Origin of the sequence: Streptomyces sp. NPDC057287, from assembly GCF_042667905.1 — a bacterium.
Lineage (GTDB): Bacteria > Actinomycetota > Actinomycetes > Streptomycetales > Streptomycetaceae > Streptomyces.
In genome coordinates, this window is sequence record NZ_JBHUYV010000001.1 from 352,408 (window position 1) to 365,203 (window position 12,796).

At 72.3% G+C, this 12,796-nt stretch carries 11 protein-coding genes and 1 pseudogene; 9 read left to right on the forward strand and 3 right to left on the reverse strand.

The genetic code is table 11. From position 1 onward, the window contains the following. Together ACFUNE_RS01550 and ACFUNE_RS01555 are read right to left on the reverse strand one after the other, a co-directional pair. A partial coding sequence (locus ACFUNE_RS01550; protein WP_383561029.1) for a hypothetical protein occupies nucleotides 1-484 on the reverse strand: 484 nt, incomplete at its 3' end. A 243-nt stretch (nucleotides 485-727) separates the two neighbouring features. Then, the gene (locus ACFUNE_RS01555) at nucleotides 728-1,324 is read right to left on the reverse strand and encodes an NADPH-dependent FMN reductase (RefSeq protein WP_383561031.1); all 597 of its coding nucleotides are present in this window, start codon (nucleotides 1,322-1,324) and stop codon (nucleotides 728-730) included. 112 nt (nucleotides 1,325-1,436) lie between these two features. Here ACFUNE_RS01555 and ACFUNE_RS01560 point away from each other — a divergent pair, with 112 nt between their 5' ends. After that, nucleotides 1,437-2,276 (forward strand): helix-turn-helix domain-containing protein, encoded by an 840-nt coding sequence (locus ACFUNE_RS01560; RefSeq protein WP_383561033.1) that lies wholly within the window; start codon nucleotides 1,437-1,439, stop codon nucleotides 2,274-2,276. A gap of 127 nt (nucleotides 2,277-2,403) precedes the next feature. After that, nucleotides 2,404-2,604: pseudogene (locus ACFUNE_RS01565) on the forward strand (DNA polymerase III); the annotation flags it as partial. A gap of 191 nt (nucleotides 2,605-2,795) precedes the next feature. Here ACFUNE_RS01565 and ACFUNE_RS01570 read toward each other — a convergent pair. Continuing rightward, on the reverse strand, nucleotides 2,796-3,605 hold the full coding sequence (locus ACFUNE_RS01570) for an HAD-IIA family hydrolase (RefSeq protein WP_383561035.1): 810 nt from the start codon (nucleotides 3,603-3,605) through the stop codon (nucleotides 2,796-2,798). A gap of 145 nt (nucleotides 3,606-3,750) precedes the next feature. Between ACFUNE_RS01570 and ACFUNE_RS01575 the strand changes: the two genes are divergently transcribed. From ACFUNE_RS01575 to ACFUNE_RS01605, 7 genes are all read left to right on the forward strand, one after another. Beyond that, nucleotides 3,751-5,043, forward strand: coding sequence for a phosphoribosyltransferase family protein (locus ACFUNE_RS01575; protein ID WP_383561037.1), 1,293 nt, complete (start codon nucleotides 3,751-3,753; stop codon nucleotides 5,041-5,043). Nucleotides 5,044-5,119: 76 nt separating this feature from the next. Further along, nucleotides 5,120-6,901 carry a serine/threonine-protein kinase gene (locus tag ACFUNE_RS01580; RefSeq protein ID WP_383561039.1) on the forward strand — a complete coding sequence of 594 codons (1,782 nt, stop codon included), beginning with the start codon at nucleotides 5,120-5,122 and terminating at the stop codon, nucleotides 6,899-6,901. Nucleotides 6,902-6,927: 26 nt separating this feature from the next. Further along, nucleotides 6,928-8,067 carry an FHA domain-containing protein gene (locus ACFUNE_RS01585; RefSeq protein ID WP_383561041.1) on the forward strand — a complete coding sequence of 380 codons (1,140 nt, stop codon included), beginning with the start codon at nucleotides 6,928-6,930 and terminating at the stop codon, nucleotides 8,065-8,067. A 269-nt stretch (nucleotides 8,068-8,336) separates the two neighbouring features. Then, nucleotides 8,337-8,903: a GNAT family N-acetyltransferase gene (locus ACFUNE_RS01590; RefSeq protein WP_383561043.1), complete on the forward strand. Its 567-nt coding sequence runs from the start codon at nucleotides 8,337-8,339 to the stop codon at nucleotides 8,901-8,903. Between the two features lie 271 nt (nucleotides 8,904-9,174). Beyond that, nucleotides 9,175-10,698 carry a sugar ABC transporter ATP-binding protein gene (locus ACFUNE_RS01595; protein ID WP_383561045.1) on the forward strand — a complete coding sequence of 508 codons (1,524 nt, stop codon included), beginning with the start codon at nucleotides 9,175-9,177 and terminating at the stop codon, nucleotides 10,696-10,698. Continuing rightward, entirely contained in the window at nucleotides 10,695-11,747 is a 1,053-nt protein-coding gene (locus ACFUNE_RS01600; protein ID WP_383561047.1) for an ABC transporter permease, read from the forward strand. Before ACFUNE_RS01595 ends, ACFUNE_RS01600 begins: the two co-directional genes overlap by 4 nt. Further along, nucleotides 11,731-12,783 (forward strand): ABC transporter permease, encoded by a 1,053-nt coding sequence (locus ACFUNE_RS01605; RefSeq protein WP_383561049.1) that lies wholly within the window; start codon nucleotides 11,731-11,733, stop codon nucleotides 12,781-12,783. The genes ACFUNE_RS01600 and ACFUNE_RS01605 overlap by 17 nt, the downstream gene beginning before the upstream one ends. Nucleotides 12,784-12,796 lie beyond the last annotated feature (13 nt).

Below are 12,796 nucleotides of genomic sequence, written 5' to 3' on the forward strand. Positions count from 1 at the left end.
TCTGGTCCGTGCACTTCGTCTCCGGGTCCTTCGGCGTACCCGACCCCGCGCCGGCCTTCTGCACCGGCGGACACGTCCCCGTGTCCTCACCGATGGAGTTGATCTCGGCGTTCGACCGCGAGTCACCCGCGTAGTTGATCTGGTCCGTGCACTTCGTCTCCGGGTCCTTCGGCGTACCCGACCCCGCGCCGGCCTTCTGCACCGGCGGACACGTCCCCGTGTCCTCACCGATGGAATTGATCTCGGCGTTCGACCGCGGGTCACCCGCATAGTTGATCTGGTCCGTGCACTTCGTGTCGGACTCCGCGGGCGTGTCGGACGACTTGCCCTCCACCGTTCCGGACTGCGGGGTGTTCGAGGTCGTCACCGATGAGCTGCTCCCAGAGGGGGACGCGCTGTCGCGACCGTCGTTGCTGCATGCCGTCAGTGCCAGGCTGAGGGCCACGGCGGTCATGGTCAGTACCGAGATCTTCCGAGTGCGCATGCTGGTCTTCCTCTGCGTGGGGAGCGGGCGGCCGAGCTGGGCGATTGTTCGCCGGTGCCGCCTTCTGCCTCCCGAGACGGCCGGTGTGGTTGCCCGAGTTGCCTCTTGATCGTCTTCAGGACACGTTCGTGACATCACGGTGGTCGCGTCGTGAAGTCCGCATCGGGCGTCGACGCAGGTGAGCGCGGCGCACGCGGGAGCGCCGGACCCCCGGGCAGCACCGGGAGGTCCGGAGCCGGGTTCCTAGGCGGGGTAGGGGTTCGCCTCCCTCGCCGCCCTGAGGGCACCCGCCCACCACGCCAGCTGTTCGAGCAGCGTCTTGGCGTACCCCGGGACGTCCGGGTCGACGGGGCGGCCGTCCTCCCAGGCCGTGTAGTAGTTCGGGAAGGCGAGACCGTCCCGGATCGTCACGGCGTGCAATTCGGTCAGCACGTTCTCCAGATGCAGCACCGCGTGCCGGCCGCCTGCCGCCCCGCCGTAACTGACGAAGGCGACCGGCTTGGCCGTCCACTGGGTGAAGTGCCAGTCGATCGCTGCCTTCAACGACGCCGGATAGCTGTGGTTGTACTCCGGCGAGACCACGACGAACGCGTCCGCACCCTCCAGCGCGGACGTCAGCGCCGCCATCCCCGCCGGACGGGGGTAGTCGTCCCCGGCGTACTTCGGCGAGGCTGCCGGCAGCTCCAACGGGATGTCGATGTCGGCCAGATCCACGACCTCAACATCGAAGGCGCCGTGCTCTCCCGCCTGTTCGGCGAACCAGGAGGCCACGACCGGGCCGAACCGTCCCTCTCGCACGCTTCCGACGAGGACCACCAGTCTGTACGTGTCATTGTCCATGGCCACCACGATCGGACCGCCCGGCCGCCTCGACCAGACCGTGCTGAGGCTGGCCCCCGCAGGGCCACCCTCAGCCCTCCTCCGTCCGCGTGCGCCCTCCTATGCTCGGAACATGGGGACGCCGTTGGGAGACTTCATCCGGGCCAGGCGGGACAGCATCCAGCCGCATGCGCTGGGGCTGCCGGACCACGGACGCCGCAGGGCACCGGGGCTACGGCGTTCGGACCTCGCGGGGCGGGCCGGTATCAGCGTGGAATACCTGACCCGTCTGGAGCAGGGACGGGACCGCAACCCCTCGGTCGCGGTGGTGAACGCGGTCGCCGACGCACTCGTTCTCGACACGGCTGAGCGCAGCCACCTCCGCTATCTCGCGAAGATCACCGGCGGCGAGTGCACGGCCCACGCCCTGCCCTCCCCGGCGCCCCGCGAGGTCAGGCCGCCGGTCCTGGAGACGCTCCGCCTCATCGAGCCGGGCATCGCCGTGGTGACCAACCGGCTGGGCGACGTCCTCGCCCGCACCCGTGCGTACGAGTCGGTGACGAGCGGGACCGGGCTGCTCGACAACGACGCCCCGAACCTCACCCGCTACCTCTTCACCGACCCCCGCGCCCGGACGTTCTTCGCCGACTGGGACGACGTCGCCGACGAGCAGGCCTTCGACCTGTGGCTCGCACCGGCCGTCGAGAACACCGAGTGGTTCACCGCGGAACTCGCCCCCGTCGCCGGCCCCGACTTCACACGCCGCCTGAACGGCCATGTGGTCCCCCGGCGTGGGGTCCTGCGCCTCAACCACCCGTACGGAGGCGAACTCCGGCTGCTCCGCGAGACGCTCGACCTCTCCTCGGACGCCCAGCAGCTGGTCGTCTTCCTCCCCGCGGACGAGGGAACGGCCGAAACCGTGGCCCGGCTCAGCGGTCTGCCGCCGCACGGCAGGCTCCGGGCCATCTCGTAACAGGCCCGACCGAAGAGCGAGTTCAGGAGGGGACCTCCCGCCGGTATCCGCCCGCCTGGGAGCACATTGAGGGATGAATGGCCATCCGGGTTGAAGGACAGGCCTATATCCGATCATCCTTACCGCCATGCCTCTCGCTTCCTCTGCGCTCGATCCGTCCGGTGTGCGTGATGACGCCTTCGACTGGGCGGTGGTGGACGTCGAGACCTCCGGCCTGGTGGCGCGCCGGGACAGGGTGCTTTCGGTCGCCGTGGTGACTCTCGGCCCCGACGGCGAGCAGACCGGCGAGTTCTCGACCCTTCTCGACCCCGGCTGCGGCCGCGGGCCGCGATGGCGGCTGCGTACCGTCGGCCAGGGGTACGACTACGGCCTCGGCGCCCTCGCCCGTGGTTACGGAGTGGACGTCGCGGACTGACGGGGCCGCCGCGTCGGCCCCGTCGGGCGGTCACGGCACGGACGCGGTCCGACCCGAAGGCGGTCACAGCCGGAACGGCGGCAGGCCCGTCGGTCCGTCCCGCGTCAGCGCTCCAGCCGGCCCAGTCGCTCCAGCAATGCGGGCACGTCCGCGAACGAGTCCACCACGTGGTCCGGGGTGCCGTCGGCCGCCGCGTGGGTCTCCGGCCGGTACTTGCCGGTTCTGACCAGCGCCCCGGTGATGCCGTGGCGCTGGGCGGCCAGCACATCCGTCTCGATGTCGTCGCCCACCATCAGCGTCCGGCCAGGGTCCGCTCCGAGGTGGGCCAGCGCCGCGGCGAAGAAGGCGCCGGACGGCTTCCCCATGACGACGGCCTCCGTGCGCGCCGCTCGCTCCAGGCCGAGGAGGAACGCCCCCGTGTCGAGGTCGAGCCCGTCGGCGGTGCGCCAGTACAGGTTTCGGTGCATGGCGACGAGGGCCGCGCCCTGCCGCACATTCCGGAAGGCGCGGTTGAGCGCCGCGTACGTGAAGGCGGCCCCCGCCCCGCCGAGTACGACCACGTCGGGCACGGCTCCCTCGGCGTCCTCCTCCTCGACCAGGGTCACCCCGGACAGATCGCCGCGCACGTCACCGGTGTTGATCAGCAGGCACCGGGCCCCGGGATGGTGCTCCCGCAGGTGGGCGGCGGTGACGGCCGGCGCGGTGAGGATGTCGTCGGGGCCGACGGGAAAGCCCGCGTCCGTGAGCCTCCGGGCGATCCGGTCCCGCGTCCGTGAGGTGGTGTTGGTGACCAGCGCCAGCGGGACGTCCTCGGCCCGCAGCCGCTCCATGGCTTCGACGGCGCCGGGAAGCGGCTCCCACGACACCGTGAGCACGCCGTCGATGTCGATCAGGACCGCGCCGGTTCGCTCCATACGACCGACCGTCCCCGACTTGCCGAACCCGCGCAAATGGGATTGTTTCGAAGGTGGGGATGCGGCCTCTGTTCCGCAGGGACGAGCGCGCGCGTTCCGCGGGGACGCCCGCGTGTGTTCCGCTCCCCCTTGGAGGTGAACCACCGTGCTGTTCACCGACCGCACGGATGCCGGGCGCCGGCTCGCCGTGGCACTGCGGAACCTGGGGCGGCGCGACCCCGTCGTCCTGGGACTGCCGCGCGGCGGGGTTCCGGTGGCCTACGAGGTGGCGCGGGAGCTCGGCGCCCCGCTCGATGTGATCGTGGTCCGCAAGCTCGGGGTGCCGTACCACCCGGAGCTCGGGTTCGGCGCCATCGGCGAGGGCGGGGTACGGGTCATCAGCGACGAGATCGTCCGCCACGCCGGGATCCGGGAGAAGGATCTCGTGTCCGTCGAGCGCGCCGAGGAGGCGGAGCTCCTGCGGCGGGCCGGGACGTACCGGGAGGGCCGGCCCCGTCTGCCGTTGACGGGCCGGGCGGTCGTCGTGGTGGACGACGGCGTCGCCACCGGGGCGACGGCGAGGGCCGCGTGCCAGGTGGTGCGGGCGCAGGGCGCCGCGTACGTCGTGCTGGCCGTGCCGGTGGCGTCGCCGGACGCCGCCGCCCGGCTGCGCGAGGACGTCGACGAGGTCGTGTGCCTCTCCACGCCGAGCCTCTTCTCCGCCGTGGGCGAGTGGTACAGGGACTTCTCCCAGACCTCCGACGAGGAGGTCGTCGCCCTGCTGGCGCGGGCCTCGGGCGCCACCGTCACGGCGGAGGAGGTCGAGGTGGACGCCGGCGGGGTACCGCTCGCCGGAGACCTCGCGCTGCCCGCGGACGCGGGCGCCGTGGTGGTGTTCGCCCACGGCTCGGGCAGCAGCCGCCACAGCCCGCGCAACCGCTCCGTGGCGGCGGCCCTGAACCGCGCCGGCCTCGGCACCCTGCTCTTCGACCTGCTCACGCCGGGCGAGGAGGTCTACCGCGCCAACGTCTTCGACATCGGGCTGCTGGCCGGGCGACTGGCGGACACCACCCGCTGGCTGAGGACGCGTGTCGCCCTGCCCGTCGGTTCCTTCGGGGCGAGTACGGGGGCGGCCGCCGCGCTGAGGGCCGCCGCGGCGACGGACTCGGGCGTCGGCGCCGTGGTCTCCCGGGGCGGGCGTCCCGACCTGGCCGGCGCCGACCTGTCCGGAGTGCGGGCACCCACCCTGCTCATCGTGGGCGGCGACGACACCACGGTGATCGGCCTCAACCGCCAGGCCCAGGCGGCGCTGCACTGCGAGAACCGGCTGGAGACCGTCCCGGGCGCCACGCATCTGTTCGAGGAACCGGGCGCCCTGGACCGGGTCGCGGATCTCGCCCAGGACTGGTTCACGGCACATCTTTTCCCGCATCGGCCGGAACCTCCCAGGACGCGCTGAAAGTACGAACTCACTTTCCCAAGAAGTGATTTGACAGGTCATTAGCTGTCGTAGGCTCCGTTCGGGCATTTTTGGCATGGACGAGCAGGGGAGGCTCCCCATCAGCACCGGCGGCGACATCTTCAGACCTCTCGGCCCCCAGGATCCGCGCGAGACCGCCGGATACCGGCTCCTCGCCCGCATCGGCGAGGGAGGGATGGGCACCGTCTACCTGTCGCACACACGGGGCGGGCAGGCCGTGGCACTGAAGCTCATCCGGCAGGAGTTCGGGGACGATCCCGAATTCCGCCGCCGGTTCGAACAGGAGGTGCAGGCCGCCCGCCGGGTGCAGGGGTACCACCTCGTCCCCGTGGTCGACCACGACACCTCGGGACCGTCGCCCTGGCTGGCTTCCGCCTACGTCCCCGGAGTGGCGCTCCACACCGCGCTGGAGACGTACGGACCGCTGCCGCTCCCGGCGGTGTTCCAGCTCGTCGGCTGCACCGCACAGGCCCTGGCCGCGATCCACTCCGCCGGAGTCGTGCACCGGGACCTCAAGCCCGGCAACATCCTGCTCGGCCCGGCGGGTCCCTGCGTCATCGACTTCGGCATCGCCCGCGCCGCCGACGCCACCCAGCTCACCCGCAGCGGCGGCCTCATCGGCACCCCGCAGTTCATGTCGCCGGAGCACGCGCTCGGCGACGCCGTCGGCCCCGCCACCGACGTCTTCTCGCTCGGCCTGATCGCGGCCCTCGCCGCCACGGGACGCCACCCGTACGGGGAGGGCGGTGCCATCACCATCGCCGCCCAGATAGCCAACACCTCCCACCGGCCGCCCCTGCTGGACGGTTACCCGGAGCCGCTGCGCCCTCTCCTGGAGCGCTGCCTCACCGCCGCTCCCGAGGACCGCGTCACCCCGGCCGAGCTGGCCCAGCTGTGCGAGCGTGCGGCGGGCCGGTCGCTGCGCGACTTCGGCGGCTGGCTGCCGCCCGCCCTCACCGCGGAGATCGCACGCCGGGAGCAGGCGTCCAGGCAGCAGCCGCCCGCTCCCGCCACGGGAACGGCGGGGACCGGCGGGGGTGCCACGGTGCCGCCCGGCTCCGGCCCGGCCGCCGGGCAGCCCGCACCGTCGGGCACCTGGACGCCGACCGCGCCGGGCACCGCGCCCCGGCCCCCCGCCACGGCACCGCCCGGACCCACGCGGCCCACGGCTCCGGCCCGTCGCGTGCCGCCCGCCCTGCTCGCGGCCGGCGCGGTGGTCGCCCTCGTCCTCGTCGTCACGGTGACCTGGATGATCGCGCGCCCCGACGACGGCGGCACCGGTGACGCGGCCGGGCCGCACAAGTCGTCGCAGACGGGAGGTGGTCCGGCCTCCCCGAAGGAGGACGGGGCCGCCGGCGGGGAGCCGGACGGTTCCTCCGCGCCGGAGGCGAAGGCGACGTACACCGAGGTCTTCGCGGACAAACCGCTGACGATCCGGGCGCCCTCCTACGGCACCGGCACCCATATCGACCTGGACGCGCCGAAGCTGTTCCCGAACGGCATGATCGGTGAGGTCGAGGACCTGGAGATGACGTACCAGGACTGGTCCAACGACGACCTGAAGTTCCTCACCCCCATGGGCAGGAGCAAGGGCACGAGCCCGCAGGAGTGCCGGGACGGTGCCGATACCGACACCCTGCCGTCGAGCATCCTGTCGGAGGACCTGCAGGCCGGCGAGATCATCGGAAAGGGCACGATCCTCTGCACGGTGACGGCGGAGGGCGCTCTCGCGATGCTGGAGGTCACCGACGTCCTTCCGAACTCGGTCAAGGGCGACCTGGCCAACGAGCTGCCGGACTTCGTGACGCAGGTGACCCTCTGGAAGATCGACGAGTAGCGTCCGGCCGGGCGGAGGGTGATCCGATGGACAACCACTTGACCACGGACTTCAACGAGGCCTGCTTCCTCGTGGATCTGTCCAACGTGGTGCGCGACCAGCGGCTCGGGGCTCCCGGCGCGCGGTCCCTGCGACGGCTGCGCCTGCTCGCGGACGCCGCGAAGTCACTGGCCCGCGATCCGGAGGTCAAGCTCTACCTGGTGGCCGACCGGAGTCTGCGGCACGGCGGGCGCCGGGAGTTCAGCGACCTGGGCGACATCCGGCAGCTCGGCAGCTGGGTCCGGCGCGGCCTGGTCGAGGAGCTGCCCGACGCGGACGACCGGCTGCTGGAGCTCTGCGAGCTGACGGGCATCCCGGTGATCACCGGCGACCGCTTCCGTGGCGCACGCGGCGAACGCCCCTGGCTCCAGGGCAACACGGACGACTTCCTGGAGCCGCTCCCGGGCCCGGGCGGCACCGTGCGCCTCGCCCCCGTCGACATGGGCGTCGCGCACGCCTCGGCCATCTCCATGAAGCTGGAGGAGGACGCCCTCAAGAAGCAGGGGCTGCTGGACACCCACCGCCGGCCCCGCTTCGACGTGGTGTCGCGCAACTGGCGGTGCGCGGACCGGCGCTGCACCCTGTACGACACCACCAAGGGCTCCGCGGCCCTGCTCCCCCGGATGCGCCGGGCCGCCCCCACCTGCGAGCTGCACGGCGGCGTCCTCGTCGACGACGGCCCTCGCACGGCGACGGTCCAGCTGAAGCTGCTGCTGGACGGGGAGCTGAGGGCCAGGTTCACCCTGGAGAACGGCACCACGGTGCCGGTCGGCCGGGCACCCGGGCCGGGCGGCATCGCGCTCCACGGCCTGGTCCCTCCCGAGCGGACCACCGGCCTGAGCCGCGTCCATCTGACCCTGCGGATCAGCGACGGCCTCGTCCACGTCCTGGACCGGAGCAGCTACGGCACCACCCGCCGGCGCTCCGCGGCGGGCCGCGGCGGTCCCGGCCGCTGGTGCGGACTGGGCACGGCGGAGGAGCGCTTCGGCGGCGGGGACGAACTCCTGCTGGTGGAAGGGGTGGTGCTGGCCCGCAGCGGGCGCCGGTTCCCGACCGAGCTGGCACAGGAGTGGCAGCGGCGCGGGCCGCTCCCGCCGGGGGCCACGGACGTGACGCGGATGCGCTGACCGGGACGCGGGGCGGTGGGGCCCCCTCCGTCCGGCACCGGGACGCGGGGCGGTGGCGCCCCCTCCGTCCGGCACCGGGACGGTCCCGCCCGCCGCGCCCGTCGCAGGACCCGGGTGCCGAGGGGTATCGGCGCTCCCGTCCACCGCCCCGTCGCAGGCCCCGGGACCGCGGGGCGTCGGCGCTCGCGCCCCGGGCAGGCACACCTCCACGCCACATGCGTGCGCCCTATCCTTTCCGGAACGGTCCAGGGGCGGGGAGTGGTGCGGTCATGCGGGTCCGGCTGGTCGAGGGCGGGAGCCTTCCGGAGTACGCCGACGGGATCCGGCAGGTCTATGCCGAGGTGTTCTCGGCGCCGCCGTGGAACGAGGACCCCTCGGGGGGCGCGCGGTACGTGGAGCGGCTCGCCTCCGACGCCGGACGCCCCGGGTTCACCGCCGCACTGGCCCTCGACGAGGGTGCGGTGAGCGGCTTCGCGACCGCCTGGACCACCCCGGGCACCTTTCCCTCCGACCGTAGCTACGGGCATGTCGCCGAGGCCCTGGGCCCCGGCCGCGTCGAGGCGTGGCTGTGCGGAGCGGTGGAGGTGGACGAACTGGCGGTCGCCCCGGCCGCACGCGGCACCGGGCTCGGCGCGGCGCTGCTGTCGGCGGTCACCGGGGCCGCCCCGGACGGACGGTGCTGGCTGCTCACGTACGCGCACGCCGAGGCGACGCTGCGCTTCTACCGGCGCGCGGGCTGGTACCGGGTCCCGGAGCCGGTACCCGGCCGGGCCGGACTCGCCGTCCTCCTCGGCCCGGACCACCCGGCAGCCCCCGGGCCCACTCCCGGTCCGTGAGCCGGGGCACCTGGTGCGCACGTGGTGAGTGGAGCGATGCGCGACCGTTACGTGAATCGATTCAAGCGGCGGAAAGATAGTGGCCCACCCCGAACACTGTCAAGGGCGCCCACCCATGCCCCCCGTCCAGGTCGTACATCGCCTCCCTTCCTGGAACTTCTCGCCATCAACCCATTGACTGCGCCCGCAATCCCCGTTTAGCTTCCGAGCAACCTCATTGAAACCTTTCACGGCGAGTGGAGCGGAACAGTCCCACCGCTGAGGAGCTCCCATGAACCAGTCCGCCCCGGACCCGGCCCCGGTCCTGGCCCTCAAGGGCGTGAGCAAGTCCTTCGGTGCCGTACGAGCCCTGCAGGACGTGTCCCTGCAACTGTTCCCCGGCGAGGCGCACGCACTCGCGGGTGAGAACGGCGCCGGGAAGTCGACCCTGATCAAGGCCCTCGCCGGAGTGCACCGTCCGGACGGCGGCGAGGTGCTCCTCGACGGGAAGCCCGTCGTCTTCCACGGCCCGGCGGACGCACGGGACGCCGGCATCGCAGTGATCTACCAGGAACCGACGCTCTTCCCCGACCTGTCGATCGCCGAGAACATCTTCATGGGCCGTCAGCCCCGGCGGTCCCTGGGCCGGATCGACCGCAAGGCCGTGCACGCGACGACGGCCGCGCTGATGCGCAGGCTCGGCGTCGACCTGGCACCGGACCGGCCCGCGCGCGGACTCTCGATCGCCGACCAGCAGATCGTCGAGATCGCCAAGGCGCTCTCCTTCGACGCCCGCGTCCTGATCATGGACGAACCCACGGCCGCCCTGACCGGCAGCGAGACCGCCAGGCTCTTCTCGGTCGTCCGGACGCTGCGCTCCGAGGGCGCCGCGGTGCTGTTCATATCGCACCGCCTGGACGAGATCTTCGAGCTGTGCCAGCGCGTCACGACCCTGCGCGACGGCCGGTGGATCTCCTCCGAGCCGCTCGAAGGCCTCACCGAGGACGACCTGGTGCGCAGGATGGTCGGCCGCGACCTCGACGACCTCTACCCCAAGCAGGACGCCGAGGTCGGCGAGGTCGCCCTGTCGGTGCACCGGCTGACCCGCGAGGGCGTCTTCCGCGACGTGTCCTTCGACGTCCGCCGCGGCGAGATCGTCGCCCTCGCCGGACTCGTCGGCGCCGGACGCACGGAGGTCGCCCAGGCGGTCTTCGGCGTCGACCGCGCCGACGCGGGCGAGGTGAGGGTGGCGGGCACGGTCCTGCGCCCCGGTTCGCCGACCGCCGCGATGGACGCCGGGCTCGCGCTCGTACCCGAGGACCGGCGCCAGCGCGGGCTGGTCATGGATATGTCGATCGAGCGCAACATCGGCCTCACCGGCCTGGCCGAGGTCCGCAAGCGCGGGCTCGTGAGCCGGGCCCTGGAGCACGACCGGGCCGCCGACTGGGCGGTGCGGCTCCAGCTCAAGTACAGCCGGCTGGCCGACTCCGTGGGCGTGCTGTCCGGCGGCAACCAGCAGAAGGTCGTCCTGGCCAAGTGGCTGGCGACCGGACCCGCCGTGCTGATCGTCGACGAACCGACCCGCGGGATCGACGTCGGCACCAAGGCCGAGGTCCACCGGCTGCTCTCCTCGCTCGCGGCGGACGGCCTCGCCGTACTGATGATCTCCTCCGACCTCCCCGAGGTCATCGGCATGGCCGACCGGGTGCTGGTGATGCACGAGGGACGGCTCGTCGCCGAGATCCCGCGCGGGAGCGCCACCGAGGAGTCGGTCATGGCCGCGGCCACCGGACGCAACGAGAGGGCAGCGGCATGACCACGACCATCGAGAGCCCCCCGGACACGGCGAAGACGCCGGAGCGGAGTGCCTCCTCGCTCGTGGACGCGGTCTTCCGGGCGCGCGAGATCTCCATCGCCGGGGCGCTGGTCCTGCTGATCCTCGGCACCTACCTGGCCAATCCGCGCTTCCTGTCCGACCAGGGCATCAAGGACCTGCTGCTCAACGCGTCGATCCTGGTGCTGCTCGCGGTCGGCCAGTCCGCCGTCGTGATCACGCGCAACATCGACCTGTCCGTCGGCTCCGTCGTCGGGCTGTCCGCCTTCGCCTGCGGCAAGTTCGTCGCCGGGAGCGACCACGGTGTGCTGACGGTGATGCTGCTCGGCATCGCCATCGGGATCGCCTGCGGGCTGGTCTCGGGCGCCCTCGTCAGCTTCGGCAAGGTGCCCGCGCTCGTGGTGACCCTGGGCATGCTCTACATCATCCAGGGCGTCGACTACTGGTGGGCGCAGGGCGAGCAGATCAGCGCATCCGACGTGCCGGACGCGGTCCTGGGCCTCGGCAGCGGCAGTGTGCTGGGCGTCCCGTACCTGCCGCTGATCGCGCTCGTCCTGCTCGCGGCGACGGCGTACTTCCTGCGCGGCTACCGCTCGGGCCGTGAGCTGTACGCCATCGGGTCGAGCCCCGAGGCCGCCCGTCTCGCCGGTATCCCGATCCGCCGCCGGGTGCTCGCCGCCTACGCCTTCTCCGGAGCCGTCGCGGGCTTCGCCGGTGCCCTGTGGCTGGCCCGCTTCGGCACCGTCGTCGCGGACAACGCGCACGGCTGGGAGCTGACCGTCGTCAGCGCCGTCGTCGTCGGCGGTGTCGCGATCACCGGCGGCACCGGCACCGTCTGGGGCGCCGCGCTCGGCGCCCTGCTGCTCACCACCATCGGCAGCGTCCTGGTCGTGCTCAAGGTGGACTCCTTCTGGCAGGGCGCCATCACCGGTGCTCTCCTCCTGCTGGCCATCAGTGTCGACCGGATCGTGAACCTGCGGATGACCGCCGCACTGAGGAAGAGGAACGCCCGTCATGACCACGGCGCCTGACACGAAGACGGCTCCCGCACCGCGGGCCGTGACGAAACCCTCTCTCGTGCGCAGCCTGGCGCTGCGCTGGGACACCGCGGTCGGTGTCCTGCTGGTCGCGGTCCTCGTCGTCGGGCTGGGCAGCACGGAGGGGTTCGGTTCGGCCGAGAACCTCGCGTTCGCCTTCAACGACATCGCCGAGGTCGCCCTCATCGCCCTGCCGATGACCCTTCTGGTCGTCGCCGGACAGGTCGACCTGTCCGTCGCCTCCATGCTGGGCCTGGGCAGCGCGCTGACCGGCGCCCTGTGGGAGGCGGGCTGGGCCTTCGAGACGATCGTGCCGGTGGTGCTCCTGGTGGGCGTCGCCGGCGGCCTCCTCAACGGCTGGCTGGTCACCAAGGTGGGGCTGCCGTCCCTGGCCGTCACGATCGGCACCCTGGCGCTCTACCGAGGTCTGGCATCGGTGGCCCTCGGCAGCGACGCGGTGACGGACTTCCCGCAGGTCTACGCGGACTGGGCCGTCGACACGACGACCGTCCCGGGCACCTTCCTCACCTATCCGGTGCTGCTCTTCATCGTCCTGGCCGCGATCACGGCGGTGGTACTGCACGCCACCGGGCTCGGCCGGTCGCTCTTCGCGATCGGCGCCCAGGAGGAGGCCGCGTACTTCGCGGGCATCCGGGTCAAGCGGATCAAGCTGCTGCTCTTCGTGGTGACCGGGCTGTTCTCCGCCTTCGCGGGTGTCGTCTTCACCCTCCGGTACGGAAGTGCCCGGGCGGACAACGGACTCGGCTTCGAGATGCTCGTGATCGCGTCCGTCCTGCTCGGCGGCATCGACTTCGACGGCGGCAGGGGCACGCTCTTCGGCGCGGTCGCCGGTGTCCTGCTGATCGGCCTGCTGAAGAACCTGCTCACGCTCAACGACATCGCCAACGAGGTGCAGGTCATCGTGACCGGGCTGCTGCTCGTGGCCTCCGTCCTGACCCCACGGGTCATCGCCACGGTCGTCGAACGACGGCACAGGCGGGCCGCGAACACCCCCGCGCCCCAGCAGTAGTCCCTCCTCCCCT